We start from the raw sequence: 20,131 nt of genomic DNA on the forward strand, positions 1-20,131 counted from the left end.
CTCATAACTCCTCAATTATTTTTATGGCATCTAACTGCTCGTTACATATAAATACGTTATCTTTTTGAATAAAAAGATGATCTGGAAATCCTGACAGACTATGTAACCGCTCAAGCTGTAAAAGGTGCTGATATGTATTAATAGAAGCCTTCATAATCTGGATAAATCTTTTATTATTTTCAGAAAACAGTATTTCTGAGTATTTGGTTGTATCTAGACTTTGCAATACAGCATTTGGATTAACATTTAAAGCATTAAATTTCAAGGATGTAACAAATGGAGTTAACTCTTTAAGTAATTGCTTTTGTCTATCATTTAAAGTCGATAAAGCAGTATTAAGTGAAGCTAGAACTAATAAGTTTTTTGGTCGTTGAGAATAAGAAAGGACTTCAGAAAGTTGCTTATAGAAACCTATATAATTAACTTCAGTTACACCTGTAAGATGTACTACATAGTAATGATCAGGATTATTACTAGCATTATTCCAAGCATATGCAAACCCAGTATTTAAGTTAGTACCCGGATTGCGCCATAAATCATCAACACCAATATAGCTAGCATCCAGTGCAATATGTGAAATGCGCCCCCCGCAAATTAATCTTGAATATTGCTCAATAAACGAATGTGCATACTGATTGATGAGAAGGATAAAATGACTAGTACGAAATAATCTATCAAATACAACAACGTTTCTATCATCATAACCATAGGTAGATGCCAACTGTTTAAATAAATCTGATGTATCAGTTTCTTCTATGACTTTAATTTCATTTTTAGCTTCCATACATGTCCAAGGCGGTAAAATAGAAGGCAATAATGATTTATTTTGTAATAGACCACGATCTGTTAGAAAGTCATTTAGCTTTTCAATTATATTTCGTTCCCTAAGTGATATTTCTCCAGCCTCAGTGAAAAAATCATTTATTAACAGCTTAAGATCATTTATAGAGGTTTCTAAAAAAATTTTATCTTTTTTTAATTCCTCGTTTAATGAACTTAATATTTCGCTTTCACTTTCTTTCTCGGAAATTTGTTCTTCCAAGCTATCTAATAAGGCTTTATGCTCTTTTTCTACTTCTTCTATTTTATCTTTTAAAATAGCAGCTGAGCGCACTTTAACATCAGACTCAACTTGCTCTTTAATAAATTTTTCATAATCAGTTGTTTTCAGTAAATTTTCATACAATTTTTTATACGTCTGAAAAATAAAATTTGTATGTGTAGTATTTTCAATTATACGTGCTAAATATTGCTCTTTATTTAAATAGCCTGCAGATGTATCAGGAAAAATACCATTAGCCTGCAAGAATGAGGTTATTTCCTTAATCTCACTAACAGAAGGCAACTGAAATTTATCTAAATTATCTTTAGAAATTTTATAAAGATAGCTCAGAGCTTTTTCATGAAAAGCATAATCTGCGGACCAATCAATTAAGCCTAGTGGTGTTAAATTAGAAAAAATATTACCAAGCAGATATTTATTATTTCTAAATTGAAATATACTTGTATTATTAAGACCATCTTCTAACAAATAGCTTTCTACAAGATTATTAGACTCTGACTGTCCTACAGGGTAATCTGCATACCATTTTTGATCCTCAACATTCAATCTAAAGTTAAGTTGAATAATAATATTTTTCTGTAAGTAAATATAAAATACTCTCGGAATATCTCCTTTTTCTTCTTCTAAATATATACCATCAAAAAATAATTTTTTCCGAACTTGGTCTATAGAGATAAATGAGTAATCTAATATCTTGTAAAGAAACTCTTGACTGTCCCTTACAACAATAAATTCATCATCTGAATATTTTTTTTTATTTGTATTTTCCTCACATAAGAAATAGCATAGTTGATAAGTAGCAACTAACTCATGACGAGGAAAATAGTCAAATACCGTAGAATTTGGTGCAAAATCTTCAGGAATTGCTGGATACCAAATACCATTTATTTTTTCATGCGTTGGTTTAATTTTAGCATGATTACCCACATAATTTAGATGAAATCCAATACATTCTCTATACATAAAAACTACGCTCTAAATCTTATATTTTTACGATGGCGATGTAAATTATAACCTAATATTGTAGGAAGCTCTTGTCGATTCTGAGAGGATTCTGAACTTTTAACTAATCCTTTAGGATAATAGTAATGTCCATCCTCTAAATCTAAATAAGGTAATACACCATTTTTAGAAAAATACTCTAAAACTAAACTACAACTAAAATTATTTGAATAGGAAATATATTGATCTTTTTCACTTAAGACTAAATTGAACATCCCGTATTTATATGCCCAATCAAAAGTTTCATCTCGACAATAGGTGGATAAGATGCTTTTTCTTCTATGTATAATTTCATATACATTACATTTTTTCTTATCTTTTTGCTTAAGCATGTAAATACCATTATCACCCAAATAATCCTTTATATAAAAAAATTTATTTAATTCAGCATTAAACTTAAAAATATCGAAAGATTTATAATAACGTTCCCCCTCACTTAAAAAACTGATTTGATGAAAATTATTAGCACTACCTAAATCTGTAGATAAAAAATATTCTGGCAATAAACTCCCTAAATCTTCATTTGTGACCAACACTTTAACAGGAAATGTTTCTTCCCCAATTTCAATTCTCTTAATAATATAATCGACACCTAAACAATCCAACTGATCACATAATATATTCTGAGTACTTTTCGAGATATAACCCTGTATCAAAAAACAATCCTTCTCAAATTTATTCAAAAATATTTGTTTAGGCCAGTATTTTATGGACTTATAATTATTATGATAACCGCATACTATATACCCATAATGCTTTAATTTACAAATAATATTATATGGGCTAAACTTTGACAAACTTTCATGAGTACTTATTAATTTCAACAAACTAGATTCAGAAATTCCATGTAAAGAATTAAAATAAATAAGCTCTATTAACTCTTCAAAAATATTTTCATTAGGACTTCTAGCCTTTTGATAATTAAATTTAATATTCTCTGAAACATTAAATATTGGCGTTTTGGTTATTGTATATAAATTTAATTCATTCTTTTCAGATTTAATATTTGCATCCTTTAAGCTATTAACAATATGAAACTTTTCTACTTTACTTAAATAGAATTCCCCCCTCGTTGTTAAAATTAATTTAAGCTCACCTTCAGATAAATGTGGTAAATATATTTCATCTCCTTCATAAACAATTTCTTTACTATGCTTCAGTTCAGAGTGGATGAATTCAATTTCTCCATCAAAATTAGCCCTAAATTTGATGGGTGCCATATTTAGGGACAATAATTCCTTACGCCTATAACTACTTAGAATCTGAAGAGGAGGTAAGTATTGCTTATCCTTATAATTTAAAAATATTTTTTTTATTTGTTCTATATTTCTATAATCTACTTCTAAAAAGCAATATTCTTCTGTGAATATTGCTTCATTTTTATTAATCTCTTCGGTGTCATAAGTTTTCAAATGATAAAGAATAGCATCAACATCTTCTATTCTATGGATATTTTCAATCAATTCATATTGCCAATTAAATCTTTTAAGGAAAAAAATTCTATTTTCAAAGCTTTTGTTTTTTCTTTTCAAAGAAAAAAACTCAGTATTCCCACCATGTAGATCACATACCTTCAATCTAGTATATGGCAAATCAAAATAGGAACTTTCTAAATCATTACCTAAATTAAAATAAATTTTTTCTTCTATGTGACCTTTAGGTTTATTCCATTTTAAATAAAAGTTCCAAAAAGGGTCTTCTTCAAGGAACTTGTTTTTCAAAGCCACACGTTGAGTAAATATTCTAATAGCTTGATACAACCCCTCATGCTGTTTAAATTCATTTAGATTAATTAGCAACTCTTTCCGTAAAGTCTCCGGAGTATGCTCACCTTTATAAAGATTTTTATTTAATAGACTTTTGAGTCGCCAATTTGGAAAACTAAACTCATATATAATCCCGATTAACTTCATATGCTGCGGAGTACTGCATGGTATTTCAACCTTACGATATTGTTCACTTTTGAGAGTAAACTCAACTAATTGGCGAAACAGTTTGTTTACACCATCTAATCTAGGTGGACTAGATAATCCTAATTTTTTCTGTAGTTTTGCTCTAAAATTTTCTGATTCAAATCCATCTTGCGCTGCTATATAGCATAAAAAAACAATATATCTAAATCGACTCGCTGCTCCCCAGTAAGTTTCCTCGCTAGCCAAAAACCTATTAAAGGCTCTAGCATCTTGAACTTTTATAATATTTTCAAATGTCTTAATAGGTTGATCAATTCCTTCTAATGCTTCAATTAAAGTTTCTTCAGTAACATCGATACTTTGCATTATAGAATTACCATAATGCCCTGTTGTTTTTAAATAAAAATCAACAAGTTTTTTTTCTATTAGTTGCGGTGTAATCATAATCAATTATCTGAAAGCTATTTTTAAAATGCTCATTTCATAAGCATTTTTCAGGATTAAATGTGCTCTTATTTACTCACTAACACATCATAAATAATATGCGCAAATTGCTTCATCTTCGCAGGATCACTCATCAACTGTGTCATTTGCTCCATATGCGCTGCATTACTGTCTAATACAGCATCATCAAGCGCCGTGTCAAACTCACCCAGCATGGCCTGTTCACGAGTGTTGTTATGAATCTGTTTCATCATTCGTGTGTTCTCAGACATCTTGTCAGCAATGGTCAGAGCATAGTTGATCATGTCTTTCTCTGTCAGATTATCCGTCACAAACAGATCATTCATACGGCTTAAAATCTGCGACAAAAAGTCTTCTTTCTTGTCTTTCGGCTTTGCAGTACCCAGTTCATTACCAGGCTCAAGTTTATGCTCGGTACTATCGGCTTTAAGCTGAATATCCTGTTGGCGTAACTTGGACAAACGGTAATGCGTCATTGCAACATTGCTTAGATCAACCTCATCCTCTTCGGCCACCTGTTCACGCAGTAATGGGCGCAAGTTACGCGCAAAAAGACTCAGCTTCTCAAGTTCTTGATCGTCATACTCCACGATTTGAGACATAAACTCATAGAAACGGGTAAAGCTGCCTAAATCCTTTTTAAAGATTTCTAGTGCATCACGGGCTTTCTTCGCTTCAGCAAATTCGTTTTCAGCATTGGCAATCAGTACGGCGTCCCCTGTCTGCTTACAGCGTTCTAAACGGTTCTTAGTGACATCATAATCATTCACGGCTGTCGTGTAGCGATGTTGCCAGCGTTGCATCGCAGGTTTACAGATATTGGCAAGTGCCGCATTGAGTTTGTTCTTGCTATAGAAAGCTTCTGTAAACTGCTCTACCTCAGTCATAAGGAAAATACCTGCTGATTTCAGCTTGTTGGCCAGATCGTACACTTGATCAGGATTGGACACATCTGCCAGTTCTGCCGTTTGATAATACGGTTGGAAAGCATCGAGAATGTCTTGTGGATCGTTAAAGAAGTCGAGCACAAAGGTGCCTGACTCCGCTTTACCCGGATAGGTCCGGTTTAAGCGCGATAAGGTCTGTACGCATTCCACGCCACCCAATTTCTTATCGACATACATTGCACACAGCTTCGGCTGGTCAAAGCCGGTCTGGAATTTATTCGCTACAATCATCACCTGAAAGTCATCGCTATCGAATGCCTTACGCATCTCACGACCTTTCAGATTCGGATTCATATTGCTTTCAGTAAATTTCTGACCTAACAGATGACTACTGTCTGCATCATTGGCATTAAATTCTACATCGCCTGAGAATGCCACCATGGCTTGAATGTTGGCATAGTTCTGTTCAGCAATGTATTTATCAAAGGCTTGTTTATAGCGTACCGCTTCTTTACGAGAACTGGTCACCACCATGGCTTTGGCTTGCCCACCGAGTAAACCCATAATATTTTTCTTAAAATGCTCAATGATGATATGCACTTTTTGCGAGATATTATGATCGTGTAAGCGTACCCACTGATTCAGCTTGGTCTTGGCTTTCTTGGCATCGACCTGAGCATCTTTTTCTTCGATCTTCTGCTTGAGCTTGTAGATGACTTTATAGTTGGTGTAATTCTTGAGTACATCCAGAATAAAGCCTTCTTCAATCGCTTGGCGCATTGAATAGACATGATATGCCACAGGAATATTGGTTTTAGACGGCGGCATGCTTGGATCGGGCAAGCGTCCAAACAGTTGTAAGGTTTTATCCTTTGGGGTTGCGGTAAAGGCATAGAAGCTTAGGTTTGCACTGCCCTTACGTGATGCCATCACTGCATCGAGTACATCTTCAGAAGAAAGCTGTTCATCTTCATCACGCTCTTCAATCATCAAAGTTTCTTTGAGCTGACGCGCCGTGGAACCGCTTTGCGATGAATGGGCTTCATCGGCAATGACGGCGTATTTACGTTCTTTTAAACTGGTGCTGTTTTCAATGGCACGCAGTACAAACGGGAAGGTCTGAATGGTGACGATGATAATCGGCTGGGCCATTTCCAAGGCTTTGGCCAGTTTCTCGGATTTAGAACCATCACCTTCTTTATTGTTAATCCGACCCACGACGCCATCCGCATGTTCAAACTGATAGATCGTATCTTGTAGCTGTGCATCCAGGATGGTTCGGTCTGTCACCACAATCACCGAATCAAACATCTTTTTATTGTTGGCATCATACAGACTGGATAGTTGATGCGCCGTCCATGCAATCGAGTTAGATTTACCCGAACCTGCGCTGTGCTGAATCAGGTATTTCTGTCCTGTGCCTTCTACCAATGAATCTTGAACTAGGTTATTCACCACTTTCCATTGGTGATAGCGGGGGAAGATCAGACTTTCTTTTTTGTATTTACGCCCTTCCCAGTCTTCCTTTTCTTCAATCTGTAAATGAATGAAGTTACCCAAAATATTCAGCAAGCTATCCGGGGTTAAGACTTCATTCCATAAATAGCCTGTGGCGTATTCATTCACATCTTCAGGCACATCATTGCCTGCACCCTGCGCCGAAGTACCTTTGTTAAATGGCAGGAAGTAGGTGCTGTCACCATTCAGATGCGTCGCCATATAGACTTCATACTGACTTACCGCAAAATGCACCAATGCCCCGCGTTTAAACATCAGCAAGGGCTCAGGCTTGTTGGTTTCAGGGTCTTTGGGCAATCGGGTTTTCCGGTACTGTGTCATGGCATTTTGCACAGCCTGTTTAAACTCGGACTTGAGTTCCAGAGTTGCCACAGGAAAGCCGTTGATAAACAGGACCAGGTCAATACGCCATTTCTTGGCTTGTTTGCCAGTTGCCTCTAATTCGGCTTTGGATGTATATGGGCTATACACCAGTTCAGGCACGACACGGCAGATATTTTGCTGATAGCGTTGATTCAGTTCGGGGTTTAAGCCATGTTCAGGTTTAAACTGACAGAATGAAAAGCGTGTGCCACGGGTCTTGATGCCATGACGGAGTATGCCCAATGTACCATAACTACGGGATTCAACATCGGTGGCATTGATATCGGCTTTTTTAAGTTGAGCCACCACGGTATCTAAAAAATGGCGTTCGGTATCATTGGGAAAGATGTTTTTAAATTTCTGCCACTCGACCTGTTGGGTCTTTTGTACAAAGTCGAGTACGTCTTGCTCATACAGGGCTTTTTCACAATTGTAGCCTTGCCCAGAACCCACAATCCAACCATGCGTTTGCATTTGCGCAATGATATCTTGCTGGAAGATAGTTTCTAAAGTTGCATCCGATCTCATGTTTCCCCTACCCCTAAATACTCAAATTTCTTTATTACTGTTCTATTTGCCAAATAGGATGGCTTTGCCAATCTTCAGGGAAGCCCATCGCTATTTTTGATATGTTGTGATGTGTCAAAAGCAGATCAACCAGACGTTTACGCCATGTATGCTGCGGGGCGATTTTGTCCATGAAATAGAGTAGAAATACCAGACTGTTATAAATTTTTCGATCTGCTGAGTTACTAGGTTCAAAATTGCATTGCACCCGAAGCCCCATCGGCTTACTGCGTGGCTTAGCGATAGTTTTGGTAAATTTGCGGTTCCATAGTCTTGAATGATGAGCACAGGTATTTCTTAAGTAGACAAAATGCTGTAATAAGCCTTCAAACTGTTTTTCATCGCAATCAAAATGACTGGAAATGGCTTTACGTGTCTGAATCGGTGCCAAGAGCTGATACCACTTAGACAGTTGCCCAAAACTCATGACTTCGCAGGTGGCCCAAATCGGTGGTAATTCAGGATCATCATAGGTACGTTTATAGTGTTCTATAAAGACTTCATCTGCGCGGGACACTTCAGTTTTCAGTGATTCGAGTAAGCTTTGCCATCTAAAGGCGGGTTTAAAGTACTGGCCTTGCAGATAGGCGTGACAACCATGCCGATGTGCCAGTTCATAGGCAAAACGGGTGCGAACGGCGACTTCCAGGCGTTCTATGGCATCCAGGATAAGTAACCTTAATTCACGATCAAATACATACAGCGCTAACACCTGTTCAAAACTGGTATCTGGTTTAAAGCAATGTGGTGAATGGGTGTATTCAAACGGAAGCCAGTAGGCACCTAAGCGATAATAATTGATTTGCTCTAAGTAAAATTGTGCATCTTGCTCATTGGCAAATTGCATGCCTCGAGCTTTTAATAGCTCAATTTGTTCAGCAAAGGTTTTGGCAGGCTTGTTAAAAGATTTCATAGATGGCTTGCCCTGATTGTTATATTTTTTAGGGCTCCAGAAACAAGTAACCCGACAGTTTGAGGATGCAATTGCTTGCCTAGCCTTGTCGGGTGTTGTTGAGCATATAGTGAATCATTGCAATTATTTATGCAATGATTTTTTGTATCTGCTTGAGTCCACATTTGTTTGAGGCAACTGAGAATATTCATGCGCCAAACTCCGTTTTAGCCTCATTGGGATGTTGCCAATTGCGTACGTCACAAATCGGCAGGGATAGCCGATTTGGACAACGACAAAAACGTGATAGTGTCATTTAGATACCCTCCGTTTGTTTTTTGTCGTTGCCCGAAGGGCGTGAGACATGATGCCGAACGTCTATTTTACCTGTCACCGCAGATGAAATAAGGGCTGTACGGCGTTCTTTTAGCAGTTGATTCTGCTTTTCAGATGACTGAATCAACCTATCATATTTAGAATATTGTTCAGCAATAAATAAAATGATGTTCTTTTGCTCATCTATTGGCGGTAATGGAACTTTCATATTTCTTATTGAATTTAACGACAAGTTATAAATGGTTGTTCCTGTAACTTCTAGGTCATAATAGTTTTTTGCCTGTGATGACGTTAAATAGTTCATTAAAAAGTTAGGCAACAATTCACGACAACAATTAATATATGACGCACTTTTTCCCAGAATAACTGGCTCATCATTGAATTGTGCTACTTTACCAATAGTGCCGTTGATAGATAGTAAAACTGTTGTTTTATCTAAACTAACTTGATGCTTAATAAACTCGCTCTCAGGGACTTCTTTAGCCGTTTCTCCAATAAAAATTTTTCCGTCTACTAAATTATTACCATTAATAAAATAATAACCCGTTCCTTCCTGATATAACGGAGTCGAATGCAATCCATCACCAATTCTCGTTGTGATATGCAGTAATTTTGGTATTTCCCAATGCTCAGGCACTTCCCCTAACCATTCCACCCCTGAATCTTTCATGGTTACATCAGGATTTAAACCTTTGGTTACAGCATGGCTAATCACTGCTTGACGCTTTTCTTTTAGCAATTCAATCAGCTTTTCTTGTTTAGCAATTAAAGTGTCAATTTTTGCAGTTTCATAGTCGAGGAAATTGGCAATTTGATTTTGTTCCTCTCTAGTTGGGAAAACAAATTTTTCCATCAAATATGCTTCAGAATCTAAATTTTGGATTCCTGTTGTTTGTTTAATTGATGGAAAGTTTACTCGCCCTGCATATAAATGAGAAAAAGCAAATGTTAAAAAACGACTAACCATATGCTTTTTTGGCGTCATTTTAGCAACAAAGTTTGATGTGATTGCTTGAAAATCCTCATTGAATTGCACTACACACCCAACTAAAGTTTTTTCACCGCCACCTGATTTTTCTAGTAATAAGTCACCTTTCTTTAACAGTCTATTTTCAGCCTCTTTTTGAGAAACTGATCTATAAGTTAATTTATCTAAACCTACTGTAAAGTTGTGTCGATTGAAGTCTGCAACACGTAAAACACATAAATCATTACTTCCATCAGGCTCACTTCCCCAAAAACCATTGGTACAACCATCAACAGCTCTTTTTAAGGAAAATAAATTCCAATGACTAGGAATCTCACCTAACCACTCCACACCTGAATCTTTATACTCAGCATATTTCTGATACTTTGCCATTAAGAATGCACCTCTTGTAGAAGTGCCATAATTTCACGGCTGATTGCATCCAAATCTGAATCAATCTCAGCTAAATCACGTGGCGGCTCATACACATAAAAATGACGGTTAAACGGAATCTCATAACCGACAATACCAATTTCACCATCTTGCGCATCACGCTTATCGGCATTAATCCATGCATCAGGCACATGCGGTTGGACTTCACGCTTAAAGTAAGACTCGATTAAATCCGTGGTGCTTTGGCTTGGGTCAAGCGCAATATTTTCCGCATCACGCAAATCACCATCCTGCACAAACTCAACCACTTTGCCTTTATAGCTAAACTGACCATATAGCGGATTTTCTGCGCCTTTCACCACTTTGTTCACAACTGGCTCAGCATCAGCATTCTTCCAGGTAATGGCATCAATAAATTGCTTCTTCTCTTTAGTCTCAAGCTTCACATTGGCATCTTTTAACGCTTGCTTGAGTACATCATCAAAGGCATTAAAGTCATCACATTGCGCTGTACCAATCTTGGTTTGCAGGCTTTCAGCTTTACGCATCAATAAACGCTGTTCTAACCACAGTTTTGGCTCAAGCACGGTCTTGATATCTTTTTCTTTCAGCTCGCTAAATTCAGCTTTAATCAGCGCACGAATCTCGGCTTCATACTCCGTCAATTGACCATAACTGTCTGTTGTCCACGTTGTAGCGTATTGCGCATACACTTTTTGCATCACTGCATTAAAAGGCTTCGGTGCAAAACGTAACGATGCTACGGCGTCATCACTTACCTGAGCAGATAAACGCAATGGACGCTCAATGGTCACACGGCGGTAACCAAACTCGTAACTGTTAAAGATTTTGCTAGAAAAGGTTTTAGCAACTTCATTTTTAGGATTAGCCGATTGACGACCACGATTAGATTTAACCTCTGCGGGTTTATCCAGTTCACGTGCATCCATCACTTCAAAGTCACCATAACTGCGGGTAATCATCGCGATATCATCTTCGCTCATTTCATTACGTTTAGAGCCAAGAGACTTACGCATTTTGCTGTACAGGTTACTACCATCAATCAGCTGTACTTTGCCCTTACGTTGAGTCTCTTTTTTATTGCTGAGTACCCAAACATAAGTCGCAATACCGGTGTTATAGAACATATCGGTGGGTAGCGCGATAATGGCTTCCAACAAATCGGCTTCTAAAATATAACGGCGGATTTCACTTTCACCACTGCCCGCACTGCCTGTAAACAATGGCGAACCATTCAAGATAATACCAATACGACTGCCTTGCGCCGTGCTGTCGTCTTTATTACGCATCTTGCTGATCAGATGCATCAGGAACAGTAAAGAACCATCCGATACACGTGGCAAGCCTGCACCAAAACGACCTTCAAAGCCTTTTTGCTCATGCTCGTCTTTGATGTCCGATTCGATCTTCTTCCAATCCACCCCAAATGGTGGATTCGATAGCATGTAGTCAAACTTCTCATACGCCAACTGGTCATTGGATAGCGTATTACCCAATTTGATATTACGCACGTCCTGACCTTTAATCAGCATGTCTGCTTTACAGATCGCATAAGACTCTGGGTTTAACTCCTGACCAAAAACCCGCATCACAGCATCAGGATTATGCTCATACACATATTCTGAACCTGAGGATAAAAATCCACCCGTACCCGCCGTAGGATCGTAAATGGTCCGAATAATACCGTCACCACTCAGCACATCATCATCCTTGCTAAATACCAGACCTGTGGTTAAGCGAACGATGTCACGCGGGGTAAAGTGTTCCCCTGCAGTTTCATTTGAACCTTCGGCAAAACGGCGGATCAGCTCTTCAAACACCGAGCCCATTTCATGGTTAGATATATTTTTTGGACTGAGATCAATTTTAGGATCTGAAAAATATTGAACAACTTTGTAAAGCAAATTGGCATCATCCAGGAGACCAATAAATTCATCGAACTTGAAGTGTTCAAAGATTTCACGTGCGTCTTTGGAGAAGTTTTGAATATAAGTATTGATGTTTGAACGGATGTCTTTTTGACCCAGGCTGCCTAAATCCAGCTCTGAGGTATTAAAAAATGACAGGCCATTGGTTGCCTTCAGCAGCATCTTTTCTTTAGCTTCCTCTGGCAGTGGCATGAGTTTCACTTTTTCATTGGCTGCCAATACATCTGCTTTACTGGCTTCAAGTACACACTCTAAACGGCGCAACAGCGTAAATGGGAGAATGACACGACCGTATTGCGATTGTTTGAAGTCTCCACGCAGTAAATCTGCCACCGACCAAATGAAAGCTGCTACTTGTGAAAAGTTATTATTTGTCATTAAAAAATACCGCTAGCACTCAGGCTATAAAAACTTGAAATTTATAGTTTCATTGTGCCTGATTTACAACATGTTTTGCTAGAGATAGACTGTACAAAAGAATATTAATTAGTATGCCTATGAGTTTTTTAAGTATTATTGAAAATAAAGAAATTTTTAGCTTTATGCTCAATAATGAGCAATGGGGCAGATTGAAGGTTGATATAAAATACACCGATCATTAAAAGTTTGTTCTAGTAAGCCCTTCACGTCTGTCCATACCATTTTGGTACTCCCTCAAACCTATCAAGCTCTTTATCGTGAAGGTATATCACCAATCTAATTCTGGCTTTGCGGTCTTTATAACCAGTTTTTGAGTTCGTTTATTATTACCTGAGGCTTTTTTGCGAACTTTACCTTTGAGCTTAAGCAACTGTATCGGTGAAAATGATACTTCAGGTATCAATTGATCTAGATTACCCAACATATTGAGCGCACCTAAAATAGCGATCAGCTCTACTAGTCGAACGTCGCCTTTCTCCGCATTAAGGACAGCTCTCCGACTAATCCAAGCTTTATTAGCAATCTCCGCTTGTGTCATATCTTGATTCAATCGGATGCGTTTTAAGCGCTCACCTATTACTGACGCAATATATATCGGACTATCATTTTCAGAATAATTCATTATTTATTATCCTCATCTAGCTATGTGTTGTGCCGCCGTCATATAAAAATCTAGTCAAAATACCAAAATCTTTAGATCCAAATATGGCACAGCTCTCATGTTAGTTGCCAGTTCTTTGTTAATATCTATGCCTAACTAAATGCGCATTTACCCTAGCTAAAACTAAACATAATGAACGTCCCATCATCAGTTTCCGATGGACTCAATCTTGGCCGTTCTTCCGTATAAATAAAATAAGAAAAATACAAAACACAGTTAAACCAGCCACATTCAAAAACAAAGAATCAATAACTTAAATAAAAAAATCTATCTAAGCAAACCCTTAGCCTAGTTTAAAAAGAATTCAAATTCATCAAAAACCACCCACATTTATAACCATTTTCTTGATCTTTTTTTTGAAATTAACTTTTTAAGCATGTCTCTATATACATTAAAAAAATAAGGAGCATGAATATGGCATCTAAACAATCAGGTCAGAAGAAAAACGCTAAAGCAAAGTTTGACTCACATCAGGTCATCCTTGCTCCATATCCACCTTTAAGTGGAATTTACAATTGCTATGCACAAATATTTAGGGCGGCACGGCTGCCTTCAATTATTCAGCCAGATATCAAGTTACTTTGTCTCTCAACAATTTCAGGGAGTGAATTCTGTGTATTAGATAACTTTCTGCTTGTATACGCCTCCAAAAAGCAAAATCTGCGTATAGACGCAAGCTACGTTGTGCTCACCGACATTGATTTACCCAAGCTTGAATATCAATTGAGCTGGCACTTATTCAAATTAATCACTGAGCTTAAAATTAAGATTAACCTTATCCAACCAAATAGCTTATTAAGTGCACTCAATACATCACTCTCAAAACAAGCAATTTACGATTTAAACGCTCTTCATCATGAAAAACCACGGTGTGAGTTATCGCTCGATTTGCTCGCAAAACTTATCGACTGTAGTCGTAATCAGCTCTTGTATCAACAAAAAAAAATCCATTCTAGTTACACCGAAAAAATCCAGCAACTCACTGAAAAATGCGAAGCACTCAAACATTCTGAACCGAGCCCAAACCTTTTTTGGAGAGCGCAACATGCAGGCTAAGCAATTAATTCAGCGCCTTTTAGAGCAAGAGTTCATACACGATCATTATGCTGAAGTACTTGAGCAATACCTAAATCGCACAGTTGATATTCCTGAACTGAAGCAGTTATTAAAGCTCGATAATGAGATAGAGCAGAATCACCAATCACTGTTTCTACCTGCTCCACCTTCTGTTTCAGCACATCCTATTTGTGCCTATATTTATTCAGTACAACAGCACTCCCAGCATTCTGTTATACAGCGATGGTCAGTCCACAATTTACATGCTGTCTGCATTCTTAAATCTATTCCAAATTCAGGTAAAAAAGACCATCAAACAACGATTATTAAAGTACTTGATCGATTTAGGTTAGCAAATGAAGCTTATGCTGCATCGCAGCAAGCAACACAGCTCAGTAAGTCTCAACAAAAATATTTATGGCTATGGCAACAACTTCCTAGCGATAAAACACCATTAGCTGAGTTTGTAAAGAGCTTACGCAGCTTAGAAACCAATTCTAATCTGAACCGTTTTCAATATTTATTGATTCTTGATCTACGGCGTTTTTATGATTATGTGTTGGCACTGAAACCTAAAAAAAATTATTCAGCACCGCCCAAACACATAGATGAACCACATTATCTAGATGAGTACGGCGCAATTTTATGCTGCCCACAAGACATACTACAAAAGGAAGATCCTGCTCTATATTACGAGAAATTACAGGATGAACAGCCAAATCAGCAATACTCAATCAATACAGCACAGGTATCGCCATTAACAAGCCAATCTAGTTTTTTACAACATAAAATTAGCCAGCTCACACAACAACACATTATTAGACAGCAGCATGATTTTATGTGTAGCAAGCATTATCCAGACTTCAATAGCCTGAGCTTACTTGTACAACATTGTCATCAACTCTATTTAAATCATCCAGAAAAAAACAAAGCATATCTTTTTATCTTACTCAGTTTCTTGAGTGGTGTTCCTATTGAGCAATGGCTATATCTACAATCCAGACAACGCTATGCACTCAATAAACGACAGAAGGTCATTTTTGAAAACGATCAATATTTTCTACGTTCCAAATTCACACTGTTTGAGGACTCTGCTTTTGAATACAAAGACCAATTGCTTAATCAGGTGACCCATTTCGATTTGCCTTTAGTAAAAGAGCTGGTAGAGGGTTTAAGACAACCGCCAACAGTGAAGCAAGAACAGGTCGCACATGCATTAAAAAAATGCCGTGAAGAACTCTTCATTCCGTCGTTATCAACTAAAAAAATAAGTGTTTTATTACATCACTGTATTTACCATTACACTCAAAATGAACAACTAGCCGACATTCTTACAGGCATCGATGCAAATCGATCAGTTTCTATTTCATATTGTTCGTATCCAATCTACCGTTTGCAGCAAAGCTATCAGGGTACAGTACAACAACTATCAAATGATTTAGCAAAAGAAATCCATGTCATTGATGATGATCGAGAAAGATTTGGTAGCTGTAAAGCGCCGAAACCTGCAACAGTGACGGCGATATTTGCATATTTACAACATCAGATTATTCAAGCTAAACACCATGGGCAAATGCTTGAGATGTTCAATCATTACAATGTCTGGCTGTGGCATATTTTATTATTGTTCAGTGCTGCTCGACCTGTCAGCGAGTTCCCGGGTTTCTTAAAAAATTTCGATTTAAAACAACAGTGGCTTTGGATTTCTGATAAAGAAATTCACTCAAGAACGGATGATGGGCGTTTAATCCCATTATGTGATTTTGTTGTGAAGGAAATCCGCTTATTCATTACCTACTTAAATGAATTTAAACAACTACACCCAGAGCATCAACCGTATATTCAAGAAATTTTAAGCAGTAAAAGACCCCTTCTCAGTGTCTATCAACATGGTCAATGGCAAGCCCTCAGCCCTCATTTAGTCAACAGTTTCACTCGTATTATGCAACTTGATCATGCCAATTGGCTTAGGCACACAGCTCGTGCATATCTCACCGAAAAAGCAGATGAAAACTTCATTCTGGCTTTGTTTGGGCATGAGCAAAACCAACAAGAAATGGGGCAAAAATTCTCAAGTCTTTCGCTTCAACAATATAAAGAACTCGCCAACTGCCTCAACGATATGCAGCACGCTTACCAAATTGATGGGATGTATGAACATGCTTAAACAAAAACATTATGCACATGAGCGCCGTGCTAAAGATAGAAATAAAAAACAAATGAAAGAGCGCTTACATATTCAATTGATTATTGAGGAGTTTCTCTCCCAAGAAAAATTACAACAGGCACAACAATCACAAAATTTCCCAGATCTCTATAACCAAGTGATTCAGCACTTAGAGCAACAAAAAGTAAGCTTTTCTTTAAAAAAGAGCTTTTATCAGCACTTTCGCAAACACATCATTCAATACAATCGCACCAATGATGCAGACTTACCACTGCCTACGCAGCACCTCGCTTCTATTCAACGAGCCTCTTTACTCTTTAATGAATCTTGGTTAGAGAATTCGAAATATCTCACATATTTAAAAGAGCGACTCTGGCGTTATTGGCATACTGTAGAATATTTTTCGGATGATGAAATTGTTGGCAATCTTCTTATAAGTGCAATCCTGTACGGCGGACTTTCACATCATTCAAGCTTGAATGCTTTACTTGAACATCTCAAATCTGATGAAGCAATCTACCATCTTCAGACCTTACAACTTCCGCTTCTATTCTTAGAACCTCAATCGCCGCAATATGGTGATTTATATGATCCTAAACAAACCTTAAGGAAATCTCGAAATTTTGTACCAGACCGGCTAACACAGCTCTGGATTACTCGATTTAAGACACAATTAATAGATATCCAACACGATTGTTACACTTATATCCGTTACGTTTTTAATGCCTTAGAGCTTTCTTTTAACCAGAAGAAATTTAATCAGCTTTTACAAACCTCCAGTCATTCATTTATGCAACTAGACAAGGTCAAATTAAGCCCTGCGCTTGCACAGTGTTTAACTGAAGAAATAGAAAGCTGTGGCTTAAGTCCAAGTGCTTTTAAACGCTATCTCTCACCTCAGCTAATACTTGACCACTCCGATCAAACTGAAGAACCACAGCCCCAAAATATCAACAACAGAGTAAAAGAGGAAAAATTACACACTGAAGATCCTCTTGAGGCACTTACTGCTTTGCATAAACAAATTTTGACGTTCTTTAAAAATAGGCATAAGACTACCTCGGATCTATGTAACCTGCTGCACAGCCAACATGCCTATCTTCCAGAAAATGCGAAACGGCTTGGGCTTTGGCTATTTAGCTTATTTCGTCCGACTACAGAAGATATTAAGCAAATCACAGAGCTTTATCAGCTCGATCAAAACAAGTACTTACTCTATATCAATCATCAGCAGAAGATTCGTCATTCTTCAATCTATAGTTATTACACCAAACTTGCCGAGTCATGGTTATTACATAGCACCGATTTTATAGAAGAATGCAATCTCAATGATCACCTAGAAGTGATCTACAAGCGTATGTTAAACGGCGTCGGTAAATCTAAATCACAAAAATTTGATCTCTTAAAACGTTTTCATCACTTTCAGCGTGTCATATTTGATGCTGATGTGTTCCCAATGCAGAATGAAAGGTTTCATTTAAGCTCACCGAAAGCCGAAATCATCTCTGCAAAAATATTCCAACAGATGCTTGCGCGACTTGAATACTATAAAAGCCCAAGCTATACAGCCCATGATTTAGAAATGCTCAGTATCGTATATACGATAGCGTTTCGTACGGGCATGCGGATTAATGAAATACTCGGCATGCGAATCAAGGATGTTGAAGGTATTCAAGCCAGTTCAATTTGGATACGTCCATATCGTGCAAAGCATCAACAACATTTACTTAAAACAGATAGTGCTGAACGCAATCTCAACGTTCAAATTCTACTAACTCAAGAGGAGCATCTTAAATTTCAACATTACTGTCAAGTACGGCGCCGTGCTTATAGGCCCAGTCAATACTTGTTCACGATGTGGAACAGTACTGAACGCCTTAAACCTAATATGGTGACACTTCCTTTTCAACGCATCCTAGATGCAATATTGCCTGGTCATCGTTATTCTTTTCATTCTTTACGGCATACTGCAGCGAATAACCTCGCTATAATTTTGACTATGGACTACGAGTTTGTAGTTGCATTCACGGACTATTCAAACGATCATTACAACCTCATCAGAAGTCATCTATTACGCTCTAAAGCACCACAAGACAGCTGGTATTTAATTGCGCACCTGCTCGGTCATATTGAACCAAACGAGACCTTCCGAAGCTATATCCATCTCAGCTATGTGATGGCAGGTTTTCAATTACGTCAATTTGATCTGATGCTTTCCACCCAAATTATTCAAAAAATCTGTCCAACTTTAATAACGCCGTTGAAACATGCTCAAGAGATCCACCTCAGCAGTTTTGACACTCAAATGCTTCAAGCGACTCATGTAATACCATTAGGCATAGATAAACAATCAAGTATGCCAATCAATAAAAAAGAAATTCAGCAAAAACCTACTGATGATTGCATCTATGGTACTGCTCGATCAGAATATCCGTCTGCACTGATCATAAAAATACTCAAAGCATTAGATCAATCTTATACACCTGAGCTTCTGTCTCAAAAGTATGACTTTCCAATTAAGACACTCATGCTGTGGCAACAAAATATACTTAAGCTCAAACAACTCAAAAATCGCAAGAACCGACCTCGCTTCATTATTGATGCTGATAAATCACAACGCATACTTCCACATATTGAAACCAAGGAAGAAAAAATAGTCTTAGAGTATTTTTTTAAACGGCTTAATAAATTGAAAAGTGATGATGCAAACATCTTAAATGCACTACATATTTTTGAAATGAAAGCCAACATTTCACATGCTGGATTAATCTTTAATAGTGCTGATATAAGGCTAGCAAATCGATTTTTGACAGGAATTTATTCTTTATTTCCAGAAAAATATTGGCAGATTGCTATATCTTCTGAAATCTCTGAGGAAAAGCTCATGGAACGACTGCAGTTTAAATTTCTATCTTGCAGCATGAACAGCAGTCTAAATAATTCTTTTAAGTTTGAGCTAGTATCCCAAAACAATGGAAAGGCACTAACCGTCTTACGCTATTGCATGTTGGTTTTACTGATCCTGTGTACGCCGTCGCAACCTAGATCATAGCTGATCTGGCTGATAACCTGAAAACTCATAAAAGTCATGCAACAATTGAGCATAGACATCTGAAAAATTTATTAAGTTTTCTGGTTGTAAACCATAATGGTCAAAATAGCGATCATCAATGAAATAAGCTAATCCTATGTGCGTGTTGAGATAAGTTGATACGCCCAGTTGCCTACAAAAATCAGGATTATATTGCAACTGTAATTGCGTATTACAAATAATTTTTGAGGCTACAATTTTAGCTACATTGCGAATATTGAGATGGCGAATACTAGGATGCATCGATGTCAAAATTCGACTCGAAGAATAATTCATCATGAGCGTTTGGCCTTCAATTGATTTAGATTTTTATCAAGTAATGATTTAGTTGCTTCTCGTTTCACAAGTAAGCATCTAAACTATGTCTATATTTATATAAAAACATGACTAAAACGTCAAGTTTTTATTGTCTATTTGGCGG

General features: G+C 37.2%; 11 protein-coding genes. 3 read left to right on the top strand and 8 right to left on the bottom strand.

Annotated features, from left to right (window positions below; all coding sequences use genetic code 11):
- Nucleotide 1: 1 nt before the first annotated feature.
- From O4M77_RS08940 to O4M77_RS08970, 7 genes are all read right to left on the bottom strand, one after another.
- Nucleotides 2–2,026, bottom strand: coding sequence for a hypothetical protein (locus tag O4M77_RS08940; protein ID WP_323713362.1), 2,025 nt, complete (start codon nt 2,024–2,026; stop codon nt 2–4).
- A 5-nt stretch (nt 2,027–2,031) separates the two neighbouring features.
- On the bottom strand, nt 2,032–4,422 hold the full coding sequence (locus O4M77_RS08945; protein WP_323713363.1) for a hypothetical protein: 2,391 nt from the start codon (nt 4,420–4,422) through the stop codon (nt 2,032–2,034).
- Between the two features lie 68 nt (nt 4,423–4,490).
- Nucleotides 4,491–7,739 (bottom strand): type I restriction endonuclease subunit R, encoded by a 3,249-nt coding sequence (locus tag O4M77_RS08950; protein WP_312208891.1) that lies wholly within the window; start codon nt 7,737–7,739, stop codon nt 4,491–4,493.
- Nucleotides 7,740–7,773: 34 nt separating this feature from the next.
- Nucleotides 7,774–8,691, bottom strand: coding sequence for an Abi family protein (locus O4M77_RS08955; RefSeq protein WP_312208890.1), 918 nt, complete (start codon nt 8,689–8,691; stop codon nt 7,774–7,776).
- 295 nt (nt 8,692–8,986) lie between these two features.
- Entirely contained in the window at nt 8,987–10,366 is a 1,380-nt protein-coding gene (locus O4M77_RS08960) for a restriction endonuclease subunit S (RefSeq protein ID WP_323713364.1), read from the bottom strand.
- On the bottom strand, nt 10,366–12,693 hold the full coding sequence (locus tag O4M77_RS08965; RefSeq protein ID WP_323713365.1) for a class I SAM-dependent DNA methyltransferase: 2,328 nt from the start codon (nt 12,691–12,693) through the stop codon (nt 10,366–10,368). The genes O4M77_RS08960 and O4M77_RS08965 overlap by 1 nt, the downstream gene beginning before the upstream one ends.
- 310 nt (nt 12,694–13,003) lie before the next feature.
- The gene (locus tag O4M77_RS08970) at nt 13,004–13,357 is read right to left on the bottom strand and encodes a helix-turn-helix domain-containing protein (RefSeq protein WP_005103547.1); all 354 of its coding nucleotides are present in this window, start codon (nt 13,355–13,357) and stop codon (nt 13,004–13,006) included.
- A 453-nt stretch (nt 13,358–13,810) separates the two neighbouring features.
- Between O4M77_RS08970 and O4M77_RS08975 the strand changes: the two genes are divergently transcribed.
- The 3 genes from O4M77_RS08975 to O4M77_RS08985 are packed head-to-tail and all read left to right on the top strand — an operon-like array spanning nt 13,811 to nt 19,671.
- A complete protein-coding gene (locus tag O4M77_RS08975) occupies nt 13,811–14,452 on the top strand; it encodes a hypothetical protein (RefSeq protein WP_153566648.1) in 642 nt (213 codons plus the stop codon).
- A complete protein-coding gene (locus O4M77_RS08980) occupies nt 14,442–16,619 on the top strand; it encodes a hypothetical protein (protein ID WP_153566647.1) in 2,178 nt (725 codons plus the stop codon). Before O4M77_RS08975 ends, O4M77_RS08980 begins: the two co-directional genes overlap by 11 nt.
- Nucleotides 16,612–19,671 (top strand): tyrosine-type recombinase/integrase, encoded by a 3,060-nt coding sequence (locus tag O4M77_RS08985; RefSeq protein ID WP_071851765.1) that lies wholly within the window; start codon nt 16,612–16,614, stop codon nt 19,669–19,671. The genes O4M77_RS08980 and O4M77_RS08985 overlap by 8 nt, the downstream gene beginning before the upstream one ends.
- Here the strand turns inward: O4M77_RS08985 and O4M77_RS08990 are convergent.
- Nucleotides 19,666–19,989, bottom strand: a complete 324-nt coding sequence (locus tag O4M77_RS08990) for a hypothetical protein (protein WP_114837261.1) — start codon at nt 19,987–19,989, stop codon at nt 19,666–19,668. The genes O4M77_RS08985 and O4M77_RS08990 overlap by 6 nt on opposite strands.
- Between the last annotated feature and the right edge of the window lie 142 nt (nt 19,990–20,131).

It is taken from the genome of Acinetobacter sp. YWS30-1 (genome assembly GCF_033558715.1).
Lineage (GTDB): Bacteria > Pseudomonadota > Gammaproteobacteria > Pseudomonadales > Moraxellaceae > Acinetobacter.

Coding starts and splice junctions, on each gene's coding strand:
- O4M77_RS08950 (WP_312208891.1), bottom strand. CDS start 7,739: ATGAGATCGGATGCAACTTTAGAAACTATCTTCCAGCAAGATATCATT.
- O4M77_RS08955 (WP_312208890.1), bottom strand. CDS start 8,691: ATGAAATCTTTTAACAAGCCTGCCAAAACCTTTGCTGAACAAATTGAG.
- O4M77_RS08990 (WP_114837261.1), bottom strand. CDS start 19,989: ATGATGAATTATTCTTCGAGTCGAATTTTGACATCGATGCATCCTAGT.
- O4M77_RS08960 (WP_323713364.1), bottom strand. CDS start 10,366: ATGGCAAAGTATCAGAAATATGCTGAGTATAAAGATTCAGGTGTGGAG.
- O4M77_RS08965 (WP_323713365.1), bottom strand. CDS start 12,693: ATGACAAATAATAACTTTTCACAAGTAGCAGCTTTCATTTGGTCGGTG.
- O4M77_RS08940 (WP_323713362.1), bottom strand. CDS start 2,026: ATGTATAGAGAATGTATTGGATTTCATCTAAATTATGTGGGTAATCAT.
- O4M77_RS08985 (WP_071851765.1), top strand. CDS start 16,612: ATGCTTAAACAAAAACATTATGCACATGAGCGCCGTGCTAAAGATAGA.
- O4M77_RS08980 (WP_153566647.1), top strand. CDS start 14,442: ATGCAGGCTAAGCAATTAATTCAGCGCCTTTTAGAGCAAGAGTTCATA.
- O4M77_RS08945 (WP_323713363.1), bottom strand. CDS start 4,422: ATGATTACACCGCAACTAATAGAAAAAAAACTTGTTGATTTTTATTTA.
- O4M77_RS08970 (WP_005103547.1), bottom strand. CDS start 13,357: ATGAATTATTCTGAAAATGATAGTCCGATATATATTGCGTCAGTAATA.
- O4M77_RS08975 (WP_153566648.1), top strand. CDS start 13,811: ATGGCATCTAAACAATCAGGTCAGAAGAAAAACGCTAAAGCAAAGTTT.